Annotated in this window: 19 protein-coding genes and 1 riboswitch; of the genes, 2 read left to right on the top strand and 17 right to left on the bottom strand. The window is 36.7% G+C overall.

Annotated elements, in window-relative coordinates:
• Positions 1–19: 19 nt before the first annotated feature.
• The 12 genes from pilM to hemA form a co-directional block, all read right to left on the bottom strand.
• Positions 20–1,216, bottom strand: coding sequence for a type IV pilus biogenesis protein PilM (gene pilM / locus ACK4M9_RS12700; RefSeq protein WP_409851039.1), 1,197 nt, complete (start codon positions 1,214–1,216; stop codon positions 20–22).
• A 25-nt stretch (positions 1,217–1,241) separates the two neighbouring features.
• Positions 1,242–2,399 (bottom strand): hypothetical protein, encoded by a 1,158-nt coding sequence (locus tag ACK4M9_RS12695; protein ID WP_409851037.1) that lies wholly within the window; start codon positions 2,397–2,399, stop codon positions 1,242–1,244.
• Positions 2,396–2,866 (bottom strand): prepilin-type N-terminal cleavage/methylation domain-containing protein, encoded by a 471-nt coding sequence (locus tag ACK4M9_RS12690; RefSeq protein WP_409851035.1) that lies wholly within the window; start codon positions 2,864–2,866, stop codon positions 2,396–2,398. The genes ACK4M9_RS12695 and ACK4M9_RS12690 overlap by 4 nt, the downstream gene beginning before the upstream one ends.
• Positions 2,863–3,300, bottom strand: a complete 438-nt coding sequence (locus ACK4M9_RS12685; protein WP_409851032.1) for a prepilin-type N-terminal cleavage/methylation domain-containing protein — start codon at positions 3,298–3,300, stop codon at positions 2,863–2,865. The genes ACK4M9_RS12690 and ACK4M9_RS12685 overlap by 4 nt, the downstream gene beginning before the upstream one ends.
• A gap of 12 nt (positions 3,301–3,312) precedes the next feature.
• Complete coding sequence (locus tag ACK4M9_RS12680) at positions 3,313–4,065, bottom strand: prepilin peptidase (RefSeq protein WP_409851030.1); 753 nt, start codon at positions 4,063–4,065, stop codon at positions 3,313–3,315.
• Positions 4,066–4,151: 86 nt separating this feature from the next.
• On the bottom strand, positions 4,152–4,556 hold the full coding sequence (locus ACK4M9_RS12675; protein WP_409851027.1) for a type II secretion system protein: 405 nt from the start codon (positions 4,554–4,556) through the stop codon (positions 4,152–4,154).
• A gap of 120 nt (positions 4,557–4,676) precedes the next feature.
• A riboswitch (cyclic di-GMP riboswitch) is annotated at positions 4,677–4,760 on the bottom strand.
• A 472-nt stretch (positions 4,761–5,232) separates the two neighbouring features.
• Positions 5,233–6,522 carry a glutamate-1-semialdehyde 2,1-aminomutase gene (gene hemL / locus ACK4M9_RS12670; RefSeq protein WP_409851025.1) on the bottom strand — a complete coding sequence of 430 codons (1,290 nt, stop codon included), beginning with the start codon at positions 6,520–6,522 and terminating at the stop codon, positions 5,233–5,235.
• A gap of 72 nt (positions 6,523–6,594) precedes the next feature.
• On the bottom strand, positions 6,595–7,569 hold the full coding sequence (gene hemB, locus ACK4M9_RS12665) for a porphobilinogen synthase (RefSeq protein ID WP_409851023.1): 975 nt from the start codon (positions 7,567–7,569) through the stop codon (positions 6,595–6,597).
• The gene (locus ACK4M9_RS12660; protein WP_409851021.1) at positions 7,563–8,315 is read right to left on the bottom strand and encodes a uroporphyrinogen-III synthase; all 753 of its coding nucleotides are present in this window, start codon (positions 8,313–8,315) and stop codon (positions 7,563–7,565) included. Before ACK4M9_RS12660 ends, hemB begins: the two co-directional genes overlap by 7 nt.
• Positions 8,316–8,341: 26 nt before the next feature.
• On the bottom strand, positions 8,342–9,274 hold the full coding sequence (gene hemC / locus ACK4M9_RS12655; RefSeq protein ID WP_409851456.1) for a hydroxymethylbilane synthase: 933 nt from the start codon (positions 9,272–9,274) through the stop codon (positions 8,342–8,344).
• 33 nt (positions 9,275–9,307) lie between these two features.
• Positions 9,308–10,126: a cytochrome C assembly family protein gene (locus ACK4M9_RS12650; protein ID WP_409851018.1), complete on the bottom strand. Its 819-nt coding sequence runs from the start codon at positions 10,124–10,126 to the stop codon at positions 9,308–9,310.
• A gap of 17 nt (positions 10,127–10,143) precedes the next feature.
• The gene (gene hemA, locus ACK4M9_RS12645) at positions 10,144–11,508 is read right to left on the bottom strand and encodes a glutamyl-tRNA reductase (protein ID WP_409851016.1); all 1,365 of its coding nucleotides are present in this window, start codon (positions 11,506–11,508) and stop codon (positions 10,144–10,146) included.
• Positions 11,509–11,872: 364 nt separating this feature from the next.
• On the opposite strand from hemA, the gene ACK4M9_RS12640 reads away from it, so the two are divergent.
• Positions 11,873–12,349: a LiaI-LiaF-like domain-containing protein gene (locus ACK4M9_RS12640; RefSeq protein WP_409851014.1), complete on the top strand. Its 477-nt coding sequence runs from the start codon at positions 11,873–11,875 to the stop codon at positions 12,347–12,349.
• A gap of 282 nt (positions 12,350–12,631) precedes the next feature.
• Positions 12,632–13,441 carry a hypothetical protein gene (locus ACK4M9_RS12635; RefSeq protein ID WP_409851011.1) on the top strand — a complete coding sequence of 270 codons (810 nt, stop codon included), beginning with the start codon at positions 12,632–12,634 and terminating at the stop codon, positions 13,439–13,441.
• A gap of 16 nt (positions 13,442–13,457) precedes the next feature.
• Here ACK4M9_RS12635 and yihA read toward each other — a convergent pair whose 3' ends face one another.
• The 5 genes from yihA to tig all read right to left on the bottom strand — a co-directional run bounded on the left by yihA (position 13,458) and on the right by tig (position 21,795).
• The gene (gene yihA / locus ACK4M9_RS12630; RefSeq protein WP_409851008.1) at positions 13,458–14,084 is read right to left on the bottom strand and encodes a ribosome biogenesis GTP-binding protein YihA/YsxC; all 627 of its coding nucleotides are present in this window, start codon (positions 14,082–14,084) and stop codon (positions 13,458–13,460) included.
• Positions 14,081–16,402, bottom strand: coding sequence for an endopeptidase La (gene lon / locus ACK4M9_RS12625; RefSeq protein ID WP_409851005.1), 2,322 nt, complete (start codon positions 16,400–16,402; stop codon positions 14,081–14,083). The genes yihA and lon overlap by 4 nt, the downstream gene beginning before the upstream one ends.
• Before the next feature lie 280 nt (positions 16,403–16,682).
• Positions 16,683–18,362 (bottom strand): ATP-dependent protease LonB, encoded by a 1,680-nt coding sequence (gene lonB / locus ACK4M9_RS12620; RefSeq protein WP_409851002.1) that lies wholly within the window; start codon positions 18,360–18,362, stop codon positions 16,683–16,685.
• Between the two features lie 345 nt (positions 18,363–18,707).
• Positions 18,708–19,976 carry an ATP-dependent protease ATP-binding subunit ClpX gene (clpX, locus tag ACK4M9_RS12615; protein WP_409850999.1) on the bottom strand — a complete coding sequence of 423 codons (1,269 nt, stop codon included), beginning with the start codon at positions 19,974–19,976 and terminating at the stop codon, positions 18,708–18,710.
• A gap of 523 nt (positions 19,977–20,499) precedes the next feature.
• Positions 20,500–21,795, bottom strand: a complete 1,296-nt coding sequence (tig, locus tag ACK4M9_RS12610; RefSeq protein WP_409850997.1) for a trigger factor — start codon at positions 21,793–21,795, stop codon at positions 20,500–20,502.
• Positions 21,796–22,075 lie beyond the last annotated feature (280 nt).

Below are 22,075 nucleotides of genomic sequence, written 5' to 3'. Positions count from 1 at the left end.
ACAATCTCACATTTCATCATTACTTTTTCCACTTTTTATCTATCTTCTCGTTTTCGCGCATTGCAAGACCAATCGCTACACTGCACATATCTAATAACTGATGCTGCATAAACCCTGGCGCAACAACGGAGCTATAATCAATCCGACAAACTTCTGAATTCATCCGTTCCAAAAGCGCTGTGAAAGCACGGTTGGCGTTTTCTCCAGTGACAATCACTCTACGAAATTCACTATCTCGTTCCCCTAATGAATAACGGTAAAAGTTTTGGGCTCGTTCAATTTCGTTGATCAAGTCATTAATATAGGCCTCTTCATCGAATTGAGCTTGATGATCAGAAACCTCTTTTATATCTGTTGCCGCTACTTCTGTGTTGTCAATTTCAATTTCACTTAAGGTAAGGGTGTCATCGTTATCGAAAAAAGCAAGTTCACCAGATTCAGCTTCCAATACAAGGGTTTGCTCATTAACTACAGGAGCTGGCATTCTCATATATTGATTACGATTAATAGGCATCGTTCTCGTAAAAATAATTAGTTCATCTTTAAAAATATGCAAATCGATCGATTCCTCTGAGACATCGACAATCAATTCCGTACCAGTAAGCCAGCTTGGATTGGCATAGTTAACAAGACGCTGCAGAGCAAGCCCACGAATTTCTGCTGAGCGTGGTTTAAAACCTGCCGATTGAGATGCCTTTGCCAAATCTTCAGCTAACAACTTCGAAGTTGCAAAAAATAAAATTTCACTTCTAGAGCCTTTCATTTCTTCCTGGGCTGCACCAGCTAAGTCATCTAGATTTAAGTCTTCATCCCCGAGATTTAATGTTTTTTGGGGATGGATTGAACCAATCTTTACAAAATCATAGGCAGGGTCATCAAAAGGAAGATGGATACTATCACCGATTTGGAAGTGTAGCAAACGGGAAAGCTCAAGCTCTCCCAAGTCAGGTAACGTATTAAGTTTACGGACGATCGTAAACTGTGTTGGAATCGCAATATGAACAAGCTTTGAAGCTCCTTTATCAGATAAAAAACTACGTAGCTTTGAAGATACTTCAACACTGTCATGTAAACGTCCACCATCAAGTAAATGGCTATTCAAATTATTAATAGCAACATGAGTAATCACCGGTAAATTTTTTTCCATTTTAATAGTAGCAAATGTGATTTTCTGATCACGAAAATCTAAGCCTGAAAAGCTTTTTGGTAGGAACATGTGGTCACCTCGTTAAATTTAAAAGCTACTTTCTAATTGTTTCCATATTTGTTATATTTATATTTGGATCTAATCCCCAGTTAAAATCATCATAATTAATAGGTGGTAACATATAAGGTGGTGATGGAGTATATTCACCAGCACTACCATCATCTTTAAAGCCACCTTTTTCGTCGACAAGTACACTAGCAGCATTTCCACCAAGCTCAAATTTCCCAGTGATAATTCCGCCGCCTAAATAATATGTGCATTGTCCACCAATTTTGATTTCATTAGCAATTAATACCCCACTAATCGTTACACTTCCTCCACCACATCCTGTGATATTAACTTTATTAGCATAAGTAAGGTATCCTTCTTGTATAGCTATACTTACTGCGTTTCCACTTGCATTTATTTCATTATAGTATCTGATTTTTTCCACATCTGGAACAGGTACGCCATTCCAGTTCGTTAAAGCTTTTGTCGTATCTAATCCATAATAATTAATAAAACTTTGCAATGTGGAATTTGTAGGCTTAGTTATATTATTCCATGCTATTTGATTATGATGGACATTTTTTGAGTCAATAAAGATTATCCTATCACCACTATTACCAGGAAATTTCGGCGTTTGTGGTGGCCCCACTTGTCCTGGTGGTGGGGGGGGGACATCTCTCATTTCATCTTTATCCTCTTCGGTTACTGACAATTCTAGTTCTCGAATAAATTTTTGAGAACTAGTAAACTGTGATGTTAGTTTAAAAGTATATTGATTTTGACCTTCCAAGATAGAATTTGGTCCAATGACATCTGTTAAATCTACTTGAACAGACTGACCGTCAATAACATAGCTTCCTGTTAACGGTTGCCCCATAGCTAAATAATAATAAGGTCCACGTTTAATAATCGGTACTTCATTTCCATTTTCATCTAGCGCTGGATAAGGCTCGTTCACACCGTCGTTATTCAAAAGAATACCATCTACAACCTCAAACTCTCGCAATTGATGTAACATCATATCAATAGCGGCTTCTAATCGATAAAATTCCTGCTGATCTGCTAATGCGATAACATTGTTCTTCTTACCATAAAAAGTTGAATTAATCATAGTTGCGCCTACAATTGCAACAAAGACTATTAGAAATAATATTAATAATAGAGCGGCACCCTTTTCATTTCTAATTATGTTCCCTCGGTTCACTCACTATCACCCACCCTATAACGTGAATTTGCGTTATTATACAAGGTTGTATTTAATTCAAACTCTCTGTTCTGATTTTTAAGCCTTAAAGATAGATGATATTTCACAGGATTTTCGATAGGCTCTGGTGTTATAGTAAATTGATCAACGTGACTTGATAGAGCATTTTCTGTGTCACTCAAGTAAACCTTGTTTTCTGAACTTTCATATCGAAAAAAAATCTCACTAGCTTTCCCCAATGTCCAATTTCCTGATACAAACGTAAATACGGCACCATCGCGAATTTTCTCACTCATGAATTGTGAAATAAACCTTGCTTCATGTTGAAGCTGATTCTCGACTATGGTTTCCTTATGGACCTTTATGGTATTATTCAACAATAGAAATATCGGTGTGGAAATGATTGTCAATATTGTAATTGTGACAAGCAATTCGAGTAAAGTAATTCCACGTTGGTTTTCCATCATTGCCTTTTCACCACCGATACTAATACCACTTCTTGATTGATAGGTTCATTAACTTCAACAAATACTTTAATTTCATAGAAATCATCTAATATGGTAGTTGGATTCGCATTGTCCAAATTGCTAAATTCAATCCGATACATTGTTTCAGCATTTGTTAAGATCGGTACAGAAATATTTGTGTAATTAATTTCAGAACAGCCTGAATTCGTACATTTACCGTAAAGCGAAACGCCTGCTAAACCATTTGGAAACGACATTATTCTTGCTTCTTCTATTATTTCTTGAGCATAGTAGAGACTTTTACTCTCTGTCCCTTGTATAACCGTGTTCGTAAAAGATCCTGTCATCATTGTAACGATTGGAATAACAACGATCCCAAGTAAGGCGACAGCTACTAATAACTCAATTAATGTAACTCCCTTTTGATTTTTCATGTTTTCACACCCTTACCAAAATAAGTTCACATACCAATTCCATATTTCTCTCCCCCATAAATAGGCGGCAAATGTTCCGATAAAAATAAAAGGGCCGAAAGCAATCGGTTCCTTCCGTTTGGCAATACCAAAAATAATTAGCGTAATTCCAACAATTGTACCAACAAAGGACGCAAGGACGAGACTCATGATCGTCATCCACGGACCAAGAGCGACACCGATCGCAGCGTAAAGCTTAATATCTCCACCGCCCATGCCTCCTTTACTGACAATTGCAATTAACAATAGTAATGAAAAACCTACTACTCCACCAATTAAATAAAACCAAAACGGCTCACTGCCGACGAACAAACGGGCAATCAGCAAGATTACTAAAGCTGGAAGAGTAATTACATCTAGGATTAATTTTTCGCGAATGTCTGTTAAAACCGCTAATACTAGTAAAATCGTTAAAATAAGTGCCGGAACTAATTCTAGCGTTAGACCAACCCATTTATACGTAATAAAAATAGAAGTAGCCGTCAACAACTCACCAAATGGGTAAAGCGGGGAAATTTTTGTTTTACAGTAGCGACATTTTCCACCTAAAAATACATAGCTGAAAACTGGGATAAGATCAAAGACCGCTAATTTATGCTTGCAATTTGGACAATGAGAAGGTGGGAAAGCGACCGATTTATTTTTAAGGAGTCGAATGGCAACTACATTGAAAAAACTGCCTAATAGTAAGCCAACCAGTAAAACATAAAAATCAATTAATAACAAAGTTGATCTCTCCTTTCTCAAAATCAAGCATTTTCGGTTTTAAAAAAGCTGCCGCTATCAAGCGTAGCGACAGCTTAAAAAAAATATTACTTACACCCAGCAGGCGCCGATATAACTCCGGAAGCATAGTCCCAACCATTAATAGTTCCTGTTCCAGTTGCTGGTGTACAACCAGTAAAAGCTTTAATAGTCGGTATTTCTTTGACATAAGGACCAGTAGCAGGAGACCCTGTTGCTTTAGTTAGTTGATCATTTAGAGTAGTGGCATTCGTAGGATATGTGCTCTTATCTATATAGAACCTGTTAATTGCGTCTTGGAGTATTTGCTCATTTTGTGCGTTTGTATTTCTATGTGCATTATCCTGATTCCCCATCAGCATAGGCACAGCTATCGCCGCAATAATCCCCAAAATAACTATAACCACTAATAACTCGATAAGCGTTAGACCGCGTTGGTCTTTTCTAAGACGTTTGAGAATAGCTTTAAACATTTTTAAAATCTCTCCCTTTTTTGTTTTAATTTTTATGTCAAGAGTATGGTTTACTCTTAAAACCAGCGTTTAATTCGGTGTAACAGATAAAAAAACCTCTACAAAGCTTATAGGACATAAGTTTGTAAAGGCGGGTTGCACCACTAGCTCCAAGTGACTTAGGTGCCCAAATAACAGTCACTTTTCATTGCATCCTTTATTTAATAGATTGATAATTTTGATTTATGTTAGCTTATAAATTTATTATAGCAGTTTACTTTCATAATAAAAAGTGAAATATAGTAAAATCCGATCATAATTTCTACATATTTTCTCAAATTATTACATAAACACTTTTATTTTTACATTATTTGTAAAATTAATATAGGTATAACGACCTAAAAAAAACACTTTTCTCACTTTCCTAAAAAGGTAAAATCCAATAGATTGTCATACACGATTCGACTTCTCATTGCATGATTACCCATTATTCATCTCTAGCAAAACACATCGTTAGCTTCATGCTAGCTCCTCAAGTGCATAAAGCTCTGTTATAAAGGTGCAGACACATCGGAAATATATATCTTGAACAAACAAAAAAACTGACCTAAAATCACCTTATCTCAATCTAGATCCAATGAACTTATAGGATATCGATTTGAGGGATAAGACGACTTTTAGGTCAGATGTTTAATCATTATTTAATTAGCCTTGCAAATGCCTTATCTGCAGCGGCAATTGTTTTTTCAATATCTTCGTCAGTATGTTGCGTTGATAGGAACATACCTTCAAATTGAGATGGTGGGATCGAAACCCCTTCTTCCAACATGTAGCGGAAGTAGTCTGCAAAACGATCTAAGTCAGATGTTTTTGCTTTTTCATAGTTCGTCACTTCTTCATTAGTGAAGAAGAAACCGATCATTGAACCAGCTTGACTCGTTTGATGTGGAATGCCGTGCTTTTTAGCGGCATTTGATAATCCTTCTGCTAACTTTTTACCGAGGCGGTTAAATTCCGCATAATGCTCTTCTGTTAGCTGCGACAACGTTTCATAGCCTGCTGTCATTGCTAATGGATTACCTGATAATGTTCCAGCTTGATAAATAGGTCCGCTTGGGGCAATCATTTCCATAATTTCACGTTTACCGCCATAGGCGCCAACTGGTAAACCACCGCCAATAACTTTACCTAAGCAAGTTAAGTCAGGGGTAACTCCAAGGACACCTTGTGCACAATGGTAACCAACTCTAAATCCTGTCATTACTTCATCAAATATTAACAATGTACCATTTTTCTCAGTGATTTCACGAACGCTTTCTAAAAAGCCTGGTTGCGGAAGTACAACTCCCATATTTCCTGCTACAGGTTCAAGAATTACCGCTGCAATATCGTCGCCATATTGTTCGAAGGCATAACGGAGGCTTTCTAAGTCGTTATAAGGTACCGTCAGTGTGTTTAAGGCAACAGCTTCTGGTACTCCAGGACTATCTGGTAAACCTAGTGTAGCGACTCCAGAACCCGCTTTAATAAGGAGGGAATCACCATGTCCATGGTAGCAGCCTTCAAATTTCAATATTTTATTTCGGTTTGTATAGCCACGCGCTAAACGTAACGCACTCATCGTCGCCTCTGTACCAGAGTTAACCATCCTGACAACTTCTACAGAAGGAACACGTTCAATGACAAGCTCCGCCATTTTCGTCTCTAGTTCGCTTGGGGCACCAAAGCTAGTCCCTAATTCAGCCGCGCTCTTCAGCGCTTCAATAACTTGATCATCAGCATGGCCTAGTACAAGCGGTCCCCACGAGAGTACGTAATCTATATATTCATTACCATCAATATCATAGATCTTCGAACCCTTCCCACGCTCCATAAAAACTGGATCCATTTTTACTGATTTAAAGGCACGAACTGGACTGTTTACTCCGCCTGGCATTACTTCCTTTGCTTTCGCAAAAGCAGCACTCGAATTATTAAATGATCTCATTTTAATCCCCCTATTTTTAGTTAGTTATCAATTTGTACATGTCTAACCAAAAAACTTCACAATCAATGACAGTTACTCACTTAACCATTTTGCAACATCTTTTGCAAAATATGTAATGATTAAATCAGCTCCCGCTCGTTTCATACTAATTAGCTTTTCCATAACAACCGCTTTTTCATCAATCCATCCGTTTAAACTAGCAGCTTTAATCATCGAGTATTCGCCACTCACATTATACGCAACAACGGGATAAGAAAAATGATCTTTTACTTCACGAATAATATCTAAGTAGGAAAGTGCTGGTTTAACGATTAAAAAGTCGGCGCCTTCTAAAACATCACTCTCTGCTTCGCGCAGGGCTTCTAGACGGTTTGCAGGATCCATTTGGTATGTTTTACGGTCGCCAAATGATGGTGCACTATGAGCCGCATCACGGAACGGTCCGTAAAATGCTGAAGAATATTTAACAGCATAAGACATAATCGGGATATGTGCGAAACCTGCTTCATCTAATCCATGGCGAATCGCTGCAACAAAACCGTCCATCATGTTTGATGGAGCGATAACATCTGCTCCCGCTTTAGCTTGGGAAACAGCTGTTTTTGCTAAAAGATCAAGAGTCGGATCATTTAAGACAATGCCTTCCTCGATGACGCCACAGTGACCATGGTTCGTAAATTGACAAAGACAAGTGTCTGCAATCACAACTAGATCTTTATTTACTTGTTTGATCTTTTTAATCGCTTGTTGAACAATACCGTGCTCACAATAAGCAGATGTTCCAACTTCATCTTTCTCTTTTGGCACTCCAAATACGATCACTGAGACAATACCTAACTCTGTAATCGTATTAATTTCTTCTTCTAAAAGATCAAAGGAGATTTGATATACTCCTGGCATAGATGCTACTTCATTTTTTTTATTCATTTCGCCTTCAATCACAAAAATCGGGTATATTAAATCCTCTTTTCTTATGACAGTTTCTCTAACCATTGAGCGGAGACTAGCAGTTTGTCGTAGACGGCGATGTCTTTTAAATTCTAACATTTTTTATCCTCCTTTAGGTTCTCCATCACACTATTTAGCATGCCTTGGATTGTATATTCTTTCGGCTCGACATGAACAGGTAGATCATGTTTAATCATTGTTTTTGAAGTAATCGGTCCAATTGAAGCAAAAACAATTTGACCAATATGATCTCGCCAATTTGTTCCTTCAAGCAGCTTGACAAAATTATCGACAGTTGATGAACTTGTAAAGGTAACGACATCAATTTCTTGATGCAAAATCGCTTGAAATAATTGATTTTTTGAACTGGCTTCAATCATATTTTCATATACATCTAATTCATTCACATAAATATTATTCTCTCTTAAGCTTTCTGGTATAACCGTTCTTGCTAAATTACCACGCGGAAATAAGACACGTTCTCCTGTGTGAAGGACACTAAGTAGACTTTCTAATAAACTTTCAGCTACAAATAACTTAGGGATAAGGTCCGCCTGTAAACCATAATCAGTTAGAATATCCTCTGTCTTTTTACCGACAACGGCAATTTTGCATGGGATCTTAGTTGTTCCGGTAAGTTTCTCAAAATCCTTTAAAAAGAAATCAATCCCGTTTTTGCTCGTAAAAACAAGCCAATCATATGTATGTATAGAAGTTATAGCGTTGTGGATTGCACTTTTATCTTCTACTTCTTTGCAAGAAATGAGTGGCATCTCAACCGGAATTCCGCCATTTGCCTCTATTTGTGACGAGAGAGCAGAGGCTTGCGCCTTTGCCCTCGTCACTAATATTCTTTTTCCTTGAAGATCCATTATTTATCTAAGTCTGCTCTAACAGCATCAAGAATTTCTTTTGCACCTTTATCAAGGAGTTTCACAGCTAACTCTTCTCCTAAACTTTTTGCATCAGTACCTACCATCGTTTCATGTAAAATCGTTTTTCCATCTGGTGAGCCAACAAGACCTACTAAAACGATCTCACCTTCTTCATTTAATTCTGCAAATCCTGCAATTGGCACTTGGCAACCACCTTCAATTTTATGAAGGAAAGCACGTTCAGCCGTAACGCAACGCTCTGTTACTGCATCGGTGAATTTACCAAGAAGTTCTCTTAATTCAGCATCATCAGTACGACATTCAATCCCTAATGCTCCTTGGCCTACAGCCGGTACACATAACTCAGAAGAAATATACTCAGTAACAACGTCTGCACTCCATCCCATTCGCTGAAGTCCTGCTGCCGCTAAAATAATCGCATCATACTCACCATCTTTGCACTTTTTCAGACGAGAGTCGATATTTCCGCGGATCCACTTAATTTCTAGATCCGGACGTTTTGCTAGAAGTTGCGCTGAACGACGTAAACTACTCGTTCCAACAACAGTCCCAGGCTCAAGATCCATTAAGCCTTTTCCACTATTAGAAATTAGGGCGTCACGTGGGTCAACACGTTTTGGAACACAGCCAATCGTTAAACCTTCTTGAAGAACTGCTGGCATATCTTTCATACTATGAACTGCCATATCTATTTCATTATTAAGCATTGCCTGCTCAATTTCTTTCACAAATAATCCTTTACCACCAACTTTAGATAATGTAACATCTAAAATTTGGTCCCCTTTAGTAACAATCTTCTTTACCTCAAATTCAAATGGACCGCCAAGCTTTTTAAGTTGGTCAATCACCCAGTTCGTTTGCGTTAAAGCAAGCTGACTTTTTCTAGAACCTACAGTAATTTTTCGCATCATAAACCCCCATTTTAATGTTTTAAACCTTATTTAATACCATAAGTGAAACTTTGAAAGTGCCCCTGATAAAAAGTAATTGATTAAGATTAGTAAAAACCCAGCAATATTTAACAAAACTAGCGAATAGCCACGAACCTTCTGAACAACTCTCTTATATAAATAATAACCATAAACAATTAATACTAATATCGATGTAATAACTTTTGCATCGAACCATGGGATTTGATCTAATGCTACAGCTGCCCAGACAATCCCTAAAATAACTCCCATTAGTAGAAGTGGAAAACCGAGCATCGTAAACATAAAGGCTAGGTGCTCTGATTTAGAAAGATCACCAAACCTAAACAATCGCTTGCCCCAACGTTTCTTTTTTAACATTTGGTGCTGATAATAATACATGATCGAAAAAATAAAGGCGAACGTAAATGCTCCATAAGAAAGTAACACAAGTGTTACATGAATGAACAGTAGTTCAAATATTAATAAGTCTTGCAATGTCGAAGAGACATCACCAGTTGGGATGAAAACACTAAAAGCCATAATCGCAAATCCAAAGATATTCGTAAAAAATACAAAAAGATCAACTTTGAAAAACCAATTAATGACTAAAGAAACACTGACGATAATCCAAGCGAAGAAGAACAAACCTTCAAAAGACGTCATGATCGGGAAGCGATTATATTCAATCATTCGTAAAATAAAGAAGATTGTCTGTAAAACCCAGACAATAGAAAGCAACCAGAAGGAGATACGATTAACCTTCTGGTTGTTGTGTAAGAAATCAATGAAATACCCCAAGACACTTAAACAATAAAGTACAACCGTGAAAATATATAAGAAATTTAACATTAGTGAAAACTCCTCTCTTAGGAGCGAACTACAGCATCTTTTGGATAAGCAACTGCTTCATGCTTTGCTGGGGCTTTCGCCTCAAACTGACTACAGGATTCCTTTTCTTCGGGTGCTTCTGTATCAAGAGCAAATATCCTTGTAAACAAAGCTAATGATTCTTCAGCATGCGGTTCAGCAGCTATTTCTTTAGCTGCTACAATCGGATCACGTAATAGTTGATTAACAATACTCTTCATATGCTTACTTAATACCTTTTTTTCTCGATCTGATAAGTTAGGTAACTTTCTCTCGAGGCTCGCCATTGTTTCTTCTTGGACTGTAAGAGCCTTTGAGCGTAATGAAGAAATAATCGGAACCACTCCTAACGTCCCTAACCAGTTTTTGAAATCCAACATTTCTTTGTCAATCATGATCTCAATTTTTTCAGCTTCTCGCTTACGCTCATTGAGATTAGCTGCAACAATTCCCTCTAAGTCATCAATATCATATAAATAAACACTCTCTAATTCGCTTAATGCAGGGTCAATATCTCGTGGCACTGCAATATCTACCATAAATAACGGGCGACCTTTACGCTTTTTAATGATTGATGCGACCATATCTTTAGTAACAACGTAATCTTTTGCTCCAGTAGAACTAATTAGAATATCAGCATGAACTAAAGCTTCAGTTAATTCATTGATTGGTCTAGCTTCACCTAATAGTTTATCCGCAAGTTCAATCGCTTTTGACATCGTTCGATTGATTACAGTTACCCTGCCTACACCGTTAGCATGAAGGTGTTTTCCGGTAAGTTCACTCATTTTTCCGGCGCCAAAAATAAGTACATGCTTATTTTTGAAATCCCCAAATATCTTTTTCCCTAATTCTACAGCTGCATAGCTTACTGACACTGCATTTTCACCGATTGATGTTTCTGAGTGTGCACGTTTAGCAACAGTAACAGCTTGCTTAAATAATTGGTTAAAGATCGTTCCTGTAGCTTCTTGCTCTTGGGCAAATAAAAAGCTTTCTTTGATTTGTCCTAATATTTGTGTTTCACCAACGACCATAGAATTTAGTCCACAAGTAACTCGTAATAAGTGCTCTATAGCACGATCATTTTCATATATATCTAAATAATCCACGAAATCGTCAATTGGCAGATCAAACCATTCTGAAAAGAAATTCTTCAAATAGTACTTCCCAGTATGCAATTGATCTACGACAGCATAGATCTCTGTCCGATTACAAGTGGAAACGATTACACCCTCTAAGATGCTCTTAGTATTTTTTAGCCTTTCGATTGCGAATACTCGTTCCTCCCCTTGGAACGTAAACTTCTCGCGTATTTCAACAGGCGTTGACTTATAATTTAAACTAGTAACTAGGATGTGCACGTTTTTTCACCCCCATAATGGTTTCAAAACCCCTTTTTCACGTGCGAAAAAAATTATCTATCTAGAGCATATTATAACATGGTAATCGACTTGTACAAAAAATCAGATGTGAACAGAGCGTGAAAAAGCTGTGGAATATCATGTGTTAAAGACAACCATTTGTATTACCTTTTTTTGTATCATTTCTGACTTGTCCAACTTTCATTCATCATTTTAACATGAATAAGAGAGAATTACATTGTAAGATTGTAGTATTTTATAAATAGATCTTATCTACATCTTATTTATTTATATAAAGGTTGTCAAAATAAATGGAATATGGTTTGATTTTATCAATAGATCAAACTTGACGGAGGAGAAAAAATTGAAGCGACAAGGTATTTTTCCTGGTGTTTTATTAATTGGCGTAGGTTTAATTTTCTTACTACAAAACTATCAAATACCATTCATCAACGAACTTTTTTCATGGCCATCTATACTTGTTATCATTGGCTTAGCCTTTCTTTTTCAAGCCTATATCGGTAAAGACTATCATTCTATTTTTACTGGGGTATTACTTCTCGGGCTTGGTGTTCACTTTCACGGGCTACAGTTATTTACTTTTTGGCCAAATCACTGGGCGATGTTTACACTCATAATTGGTGTGGCCTTTCTATTTCGCTACAGTAAAACAAAAAAGGATGGCTTGGTTCCGGGTGTTATCCTTCTATTAATTTCATTAGTTTCTTTTCTGTACAGCGAATTTGTAAACTTATTCGGTTCGTTCTACAGTTATGTCGAGAGCTTTTGGCCGGTTGCGTTAATAGGAGCTGGCATTTATCTATTGTTCTTTAAAAAGTGACTATCATCAAGGTGCAGCAATTTTGATGAACAAGAAGGCCGAAGCAGCTTGCATTCGTTAGTTAAGCTATTTCGGCTTTTTACATTTCTTTCAACAATCTACGCTCTTTTCCTGCTTCCTTCGCAACATATAGCTAAGATCCTCTAATATTCTAGTTCCTTTTTTAATGAATATGTAATTATATACTATAATTAGTCGGAAAGTTTTTCCTCATACTGATAGGGTTTTCGATCTACTATAACGAACTTTGCTAATACATAAAAGAATGAAAAGGAGCCAATTATGAAACGGATAGCTACTGTTTTTTTTGTTTTGTTTTTATTCGGTTGTAGTCTAGCAGACAGAGATGAAGTAGTTGATATATTGGAGGCAGAGGTAACATCCATTGCAGATATTTATCTGCTTGGAACTACTGCATTAAGTACTGACATTCCCAGTGAGGAACTCATCTCCAAACTAGAACGCATAAAAACAGTAAAAGAAATCAAAGCAGGTGTATTTCAAGGGATAGTAGAAGTACTTGATAACAACCTTATGCACAGTATCGACTTTTACACTTGGGCAAAAAACAGTGATTCAATTCAAATCATTGATCATACTGCCTTTAACGAGCATAATAAGACGGATGGTTTAGAAACTGGAATTTTTTACTTTCAATTGTGGAATGAAATCGACTCGTTTTATTTAAGCTATAACGATCTCAGGTTAACTGCCGGTTTTCTTAATTCAGGAAAACTTGGACAATTGCCAACTTCACCAATTACCATCGGAATGAGTAAAGAACAGCTAGTAGAAACAAAAGGTCCACCGGTGGTGACAGATTGGTATAATGGTGGAACTTTATATTCTTACAACGATATAGCTTTTATTATCGATCAGAATCATAATGTAGTCGCTATTTCAATGCCTGGGTTTAGAATTAATACGATTTTAGATGACATTCCTACTCAAATCGGGCAACCTACTGACATCCAGTATTCCGAATTAGCGAATACAGTATCCTATCTATATAAACTAGAAAATTATACAATTGCTTTTGAAGCAGATGAAGAAAGCACTGAAGTATTAAATATTTTACTTTACGAAAATTAAATCTAAAAAGAAGAACCTAAAGATCTTCATCTTTAGGTTCTTCTTTGATTTCTTCTTTTCTAAACAAATACGACTCAATTGTACTCCATGCCTTTTCTTTTCCCATAGCTGTTTCAGATGAAAAGATAACGATAGGATCATTAGGATCTTTGTTTAATTTTTCTTTAATCACTTTTTCATGTTTTTGCCATTTGCCTTTAGGGATTTTATCTGCCTTAGTTGCAATGATGATCACTGACTTACCCATGTGTTTTAACCATTCATACATAGCGATATCATCTTTTGATGGTTCATGTCGAATATCAATAAGTAAAATGACAGCTTTTAATGTATCACGAGTTGTCACGTATGTTTCAATCATTCTACCCCAAGCGTCTCGTTCACTCTTCGGAACTTTAGCAAATCCGTATCCTGGAACATCCACGAAATACATCATTTCATTAATAACATAAAAATTTAGGGTTTGTGTTTTTCCTGGTCGTGATGAAGTTCTTGCTAAATTTTTACGATTAATCATCTTGTTGATAAACGATGACTTCCCTACATTAGATCGTCCAGCAAGGGCTACCTCAGGATACCTTGTATTTGGATATTGCTCTGGTTTAACCGCACTTATTACTATATCTGATTGCGTTACTTTCATTTCTTCTCTCCTACTAAAGCATGTTTCAATACTTCATCTAAATGTGAAACAGGGATAAACGTTAAATCTTTACGAACACTTTCCGGAATATCATCAATATCCTTTTCATTGTCTTTTGGAAGGATAATGATTTTTAATCCAGCTCGATGAGCACTCATTGATTTTTCTTTTAAGCCACCTATCGGTAATACTCGTCCTCGTAGGGTAATTTCCCCTGTCATCCCTACTTCTTTACGAACAGCACGACCTGTTAACGCTGATATAAGCGCAGTTGCCATTGTAATTCCCGCAGATGGACCATCTTTTGGAGTTGCCCCTTCAGGAACATGAATATGAATATCGTTTGTTTCGTTGAACGTTGGATCAATATTTAATTCAGCAGATCGGGAACGAATATAAGAAAATGCAGCTTGAGCAGACTCCTTCATTACATCTCCAAGTTTCCCTGTTAGTGTTAATTTACCTTTACCTGGTGCTAGAGATACCTCAATTGATAAGGTGTCACCACCAGCTGAGGTATAAGCCAGTCCTGTTGCTGCTCCAACTTGATCTTCTTCCTCAGCAATTCCATAACGGAATTTGGGCTTCCCTAACATTTGTTCAATCGTATTCATTGTCACAACGACACGCTTTTTCTCATTTGACACAATGATCTTCGCTGCTTTACGACAAAGCGTTGCCATTTGCCGCTCTAAGTTACGCACGCCAGCTTCTCTTGTATAATAACGGATGACTTTTAAGATCGCATCGTCTTTTACCTGAAGTTTCCCTTTATCGAGCCCATGGTCCTTCAATTGCTTTGGTAATAGATAATCTTTAGCTATATGGAGCTTTTCTACCTCAGTGTAGCCTGGAATGTGAATGATCTCCATTCGGTCAAGTAATGGTCCTGGAATTGTCCCCACATTGTTTGCAGTCGTAATAAACATTACCTTAGATAAGTCATATGCTTCTTCGATAAAATGATCACTAAATGTGTTATTTTGCTCAGGATCTAAAACTTCTAATAAAGCAGATGAAGGGTCACCACGGAAATCGTTGGCCATTTTATCTATTTCGTCTAAAAGGAACACAGGGTTAATCGTTCCAGCTTTTTTCATTCCTTGAATTACTCGTCCTGGCATTGCGCCAACATAAGTACGACGGTGACCACGAATTTCCGCTTCATCGCGAACACCACCTAATGAAATCCGAACAAAATTACGATCTAGCGAACGAGCAATTGATCTTGCTAATGATGTTTTCCCGACACCAGGAGGACCTGCTAAACAAAGAATCGGTCCTTTTAATTGATTTGTTAACTGTTGAACCGCAAGATATTCGAGAACACGCTCCTTAACTTTTTCAAGACCATAATGATCTTCATTTAGGATCGTTTCTGTTCTATTAATATCTAAAACATCCGTAGTTTCTTTATACCATGGTAAGTTTATTAACCATTCTAAATAATTTCGAATAACAGAGCTTTCAGCTGAAGTAGCTGGCATTTTTTCATAGCGATCGAGTTCTTTATATGCCTTTTCCTCAATGGCTTCTGGCATATTTGCTTGTTCAATTCGTTCTTTAAAGATTTCAAGCTCACTTTCTTTGCCTTCTTTATCGCCAAGCTCTTTTTGAATGGCTTTCATTTGCTCGCGCAAGTAATATTCTTTTTGCGTGCGTTCCATTGATTTTTTCACACGTTGACCAATTTTCTTTTCTAGCCCTAATACTTCTTTTTCATTATTTAAAATTTCAATTAATCCAGCTAATCGTTCTTTAACAGAGATTGTTTCTAATATCTCTTGTTTTTGAACAATCTTTAACGGTAAATGAGATGCAACTACATCGGCTAGTCTGCCCGGTTCAATAATATCAGCTACCGAAGCTAAAGTTTCAGCTGATATTTTCTTTGAAAGCTTAATATATTGATCAAATTGAAGTAAGACATTCCTCATTAGCGCTTGCTCTTCAGCATCACTGCTAGTTTCGTCTTCAATCAGTGTCATTTCTACTTCAAAAAACTCTTCATTATCTAGGAAACGTTCCACTCTTGCTCTTTGTAGACCTTCAACTAGGACACGAATTGTACCATTTGGGAGCTTAAGCATTTGTTTTACTTTTGCAAGTGTTCCAATCGTATAGATCTCATTTTCAGACGGCTCGTCTATTGCAATTTCTCGTTGCGTTGCAAGCAAAATATTATGATCATTGACCATAACACGTTCTAGTGCTTGGACAGATTTATTTCGACCAACGTCTAGATGTAGTACCATTGTCGGGTAAACTAAAATTCCTCGTAATGGTAAGAGCGGAATAACAATTGTTTCTTTAACCATATGTATACACCTCCATATAACATCCTTACTTTTATTAAGTTGATGTTATCATTTAAACTAATTACGATTAGTTTCCTACGTATAATAAATTAAAAATTTCTTAATATGTCTTTCTTCGTTGCGATTTTCACATTTAGAGAATAAAAATAGTAAAACGTAATCTTGTACAATTTTATCCTATAGTAACATCTTTGTCTAATATTACTATTTTAATCCAACATTAGTGAAACAGTCTTGTGTAGATTTAATGAGAAGGGACTATTAGCCCCTTCTCACATTGCTAAATTGGCGTTGGTTCATTCATAACAATTGGAGTACTTGCCGGAATGACTTCCTCTTCTACGAGTGCTTCCTCGTAAACAAAGGACTGATCAAACACTTCCTGTAGCGTTCTAACAGCAATTACTTCAATTTCTGTTTGATCGCTGAAGATTGACTGATAATTCTCTACTGGTACAATTACACGTTTAGCTCCTGCTTGTTTTGCTGCTTCTACTTTGGCTACTACACCACCGATTGGTTTAACAGTTCCATGAATACTTAACTCACCAGTCATAGCTAAGGAATTATCTACTTTTACACGATTAATCGCTGAATAGATTGCAGTTGCCATAGAAATACCTGCAGAGGGACCGTCGATCGGTGTTCCACCTGGGAAATTCACATGAATATCAAAATCGTCAGTTGGTACACCCATTTGTTTTAATACAGTGACTACATTTTCAACAGAGCCTTTTGCCATACTTTTTCTTCTTATTGAACGACTTTGATTGCCAGTACTCTCTTCCTCAGCAATACCCGTTATATTAATTTTACCTTTCCCTTTATTTTCATTAGCAGTAACTTCAATTTCAATAATCGCTCCTAAATTCGGTCCATAAACAGCAAGACCGTTTACTAGTCCAACTTCTGGCTTTTCATGGATGTTCTTTTCTGGTCGTGGCGACCGTTGGCTAGAGTGAATAACCCATTCGACATCTGATACTTTGATTAAGTCGCGATTTTCAGAAGTAGCAATTCCAGAAGATATTTGGACGATATTCACTGCTTCTCGCCCATTTGTAGCATATTTTGAAATAAGCTCAAGTACGCCATCTTCCATGTCAAATTCAATTTTCTCGACAGCTTTCTTAGCGACTTTGATAATCTCTGATGGCTTTAAAGCTCTGAAGTAAACTTCCAAGCAACGAGAACGAATCGCTGGAGGAATTTCTGCTGGAGTCCTAGTTGTTGCACCAATTAAACGAAAATCAGCTGGTAAGCCGTTCTTAAAAATATCATGTATATGCTGAGGTATTTGGGTATTTTCCTCACTATAATAGGCACTTTCCAAAAATACTTTTCGATCCTCAAGAACTTTTAATAACTTATTAAATTGAATTGGGTGGAGTTCTCCAATTTCATCAATGAACAGCACACCTCCATGCGCTTTTGTAACAGCTCCTGGCTTTGGTTGAGGAATTCCTGCTTGCCCCATTGCGCCTGCGCCTTGATAAATTGGATCATGAACAGATCCTATTAGCGGATCGGCAATCCCTCTCTCATCAAATCGAGCTGTTGTTCCATCTAATTCTATAAACACACTAGATGCTCGAAATGGGGAAGAAGCATTTTTCTTAGCTTCCTCTAACACTAACCTTGCGGCTGCTGTTTTCCCAACCCCGGGTGGTCCGTAAACGATAATATGTTGTGGATTTGGGCCACATAATGCTGCCTGTAATGAACGAATACCATCTTCCTGACCGACAATTTCTTCAAAACTTCTTGGGCGAACTTTTTCAGAAAGCGGCTCACTTAACTTTATTGCTCTCATTCTCCTTAATTGCTCTAACTCTTTTCTTGATTCTTTATCAACGGAAACTCTTTGTGTTCGTTGGCTCTTTAACAAGTTCCAAAAATAAAGACCAATAATTATCCCAAAAAATAGTTGGATTAATAAAGCAATTCCTGTCCAATTCATGAAGTCCCTCCTACATATTTTCAAGATCTATGACTTTTAGTATCTCCGGTAATGAATGGAGTAATCGTCGGAAATTGAGAAGGGAATAATTGTTAGTAATGCAGTTTACTTTTTTTCTGACAAGTTATTTGACTCGAGGGACTAGGCACTTTTACTAGACAATGAAAAGCAAAAGTGCCTTGGGTAGTCCCGACCAGCAAATGTTCTGGCAGAAAAAAGTGCATTTCACTTTTTTCCTGACAGGTTATTTGACTCGAGGGACTAGGCACTTTTGCTAGACAACGAAAAGCTAGTGTGCCTAAACTAAAAAAGTTAGCGACCGAAGGCGATCGCTAACTCGTTGTGCTATGCACTTTCTTTCGGAACTGGTTGTTGAACAACTTCCCCGTCTTTTGTTTCTAAAATTGGTAAAGCTTTTTCTGAAACAACTTCAGCAGTTATTTTACATTTAGCAATATCGTCACGGGATGGTAAGTCAAACATAACGTCTAACATAATACCTTCTATAATGGAACGTAAGCCACGTGCCCCTGTTTTTCGTTCAATTGCTTGTTTAGACACTTCTACTAAAGCATCTTCTGTAAATGTTAATTCTACATCATCAAGTTCTAATAATTTCTGGTATTGTTTAACCAATGCATTCTTTGGCTTTGTTAAGATTTCTATTAATGCCCCTTCATCTAAAGGCTCTAAACTAGAAATAACCGGTAAGCGCCCAATAAATTCAGGAATTAACCCAAAACGTAATAAATCTTCAGGTAATACTTTCGCTAAATATTCTCCTGGTTTTAAGTCTTCTTGTTTTCCTTCAGAACCGAAGCCAATTACTTTTTTACCTAGACGGCGTTTAATAATGGATTCGATACCATCAAAGGCACCGCCACAAATAAAGAGAATATTTGTCGTATCAATTTGAATGAATTCTTGATGTGGATGCTTTCTTCCACCTTGTGGTGGTACGCTAGCCGTTGTTCCTTCAAGAATTTTAAGTAATGCTTGTTGAACACCCTCACCAGAAACATCTCGAGTGATTGAAGGATTTTCCGATTTTCGGGCAACTTTATCAATTTCATCGATATAGATAATCCCTTTTTCTGCTTTTTCTACATCATAATCAGCAGCTTGAATTAATTTCAAAAGGATATTCTCTACATCTTCACCTACATAACCTGCTTCAGTTAGACTTGTAGCATCAGCAATCGCAAATGGAACATTTAAAATACGGGCCATAGTTTGCGCTAGAAGTGTTTTACCACTTCCTGTAGGACCAATCATACATATATTACTTTTTGATAATTCTACCTCATCGCCCTTTTGGCCTGAGTTGATACGTTTGTAATGGTTGTAAACAGCAACAGATAACGTTTTCTTTGCTTGCTCTTGGCCAATGACATAATCGTCTAAAATCTCTCTAATTTCCTTCGGTTTCGGAATATCTTGAAAATCAACCTCTTCTTCTGTTCCTAGTTCCTCTTCAACGATTTCTGTACATAATTCAATACACTCATCACATATATATACGCCTGGACCGGCAACAAGCTTTCTTACTTGGTCTTGTGTCTTTCCGCAAAAAGAACATTTAAGCTGACCCTTTTCATCATTAAATTTAAACATAATTATTTCACCCCTCAAAGTTAGTTCTATATCTTCACATGATTAGAAAAACTTAGTTTTGATTAAGCTAGTTTTTCCTATACTTTAATAACCTTAAGTTACTTAAAGTATAAAAATATGTTTACTAAAATTGGCCGTTATTCTTCCTTCATATGTATTGCATTTTATCATATCTAACGCAAAAAGCGTTAATAGAAGCACTTGTACTTTTAATATTATGTATTCTTTGGACAAACTTTTATGAGTAACAATCCTTCATTACTTAATTGAAGTTTATAAAGAGTATATGTATTTAGTTCAACTTTTACCTCCCTTTTCCTTCTTTTTTAAACAGAAGATTTTCCCATAGACCACTTTAAAACCTAAAGTTTATTTTTGTAAAAATTTACAATGCTTTTAGTATAAAACAAGGCACGATAAGATCGCGCCTTGCTCTATTTTAGGATTAAGAAAGTATGTTTTTTTGAACTAGAAAGCTGTCTAACTAAGAGTGACTGTTCTACAGACACCTTTAGGTCTCTAGTTATGCAACTACTTTACTATTTTCTACAAGTAAATCTACTGCTTTACGTACTTTTAAATCACCTTTTAAAGCGTCAATGCCGCCTTGCATTGCTAAAATTTGTTTTAACTCATCTACAGAACGTTTGTAAAGTTCTGCCATCTTTTCAAGTTCTGCATCAACTTCTTCATCAGAAACTTCAAGATTTTCAACTTCTGCAATAGCTTCAAGAGTTAAATTAATACGAACTCTCTTCTCGGCATCACCTTTGAACTGTTCGCGCATTGCATTCTCATCTTGGCCAGAGAATTGATAGTACATTTCTAAGTTTAAGCCTTGTGCTTGCAAGCGTTGACCAAATTCTTCAAACATACGATCAACTTCTGTATCAATCATTGATTGTGGAATGTCAATCGTTGCATTTTCTGCAGCTTTTTCAACTAAAGTATCACGTTTGTTGTGATCCGCTTGAGTTGTTTTGTCTTGGATCATTTTTTCTTTAATATCAGCTTTTAAAGCATCAAGAGTTTCAACTTCTTCGTTTACATCTTTTGCAAACTCATCATCTAACTCTGGAAGTTGCTTACGCTTAATGTCATGAACTGTTACTTTAAATACTGCTGGTTTTCCTGCAAGATCAGGAGCATGGTATTCTTCTGGAAAACTAACTTCTACGTCTTTAGCTTCGCCAGATTTAACACCTACTAATTGCTCTTCAAAACCTGGAATGAAAGAGTTTGATCCAATTTCTAATGAATAGTTTTCACCTTTACCACCTTCAAAAGCAACACCATCAACAAATCCTTCAAAATCGATGACTGCTGTATCCCCTGATTCTACAGTTCCGTTTTCAACTACAGTCAGTTCAGCATGCTTTTCTTGAAGTTGTTTAAGTTCTAACTCAACATCCTCATCTGTAACAGTTGTTTCCATTTCTTCAACTTCTAAACCTTTATATTCGCCAAGTTGTACTTCTGGCTTAACAGTTACGGTTGCTTTTACAATTAAGTTTTGCCCTTTACCCATTTGTTCAACGTCGATATCCGGACGGTCAACTGGTTCAATCTTCGTTTCTGCAATTGCAGCTGCATATGCAGTCGGTAGTAAGATGTCTAATGCATCTTGATATAAAGATTCTACACCAAAACGTTGTTCGAACATCGCACGAGGAATTTTCCCTTTACGGAATCCTGGTACATTTACTTTTCCTACTACTTTTTTGAACGCTTGACTTAAAGCTTCATCAACTTGTGCAGCTTCTACTTCAATTGTAAGTACGCCTTGGTTTCCTTCTAATCTTTCCCATTTTGCAGTCATTTATTCTTTCCCTCCAACATTTTATTAATTAAGTATTTGTTGTTTTATCCTAGGAAACTCTGCCAACCTGTTAAACAGAAGCTTAATTTCCCTATACTTTATTTTCTTTAACAGTGGTTAAAATTCCATAAAGCACATATATATGTTATTTCGACTTTTACAACCATTCTATTATACCACACCACTTTATCTTTTCAACTGAAAGAAATTACTTCCATATCTAGCAAATTCTTTGTCACTCTTTATCTAAATTGAAAATAAAAACGATAATTGAGTGAAT

The sequence above is a fragment of the Anaerobacillus sp. genome, from assembly GCF_046314235.1.
In the GTDB taxonomy this organism is placed as follows: domain Bacteria; phylum Bacillota; class Bacilli; order Bacillales; family Anaerobacillaceae; genus Anaerobacillus.
This window is presented reverse-complemented; position numbering and strand designations above follow the sequence as displayed.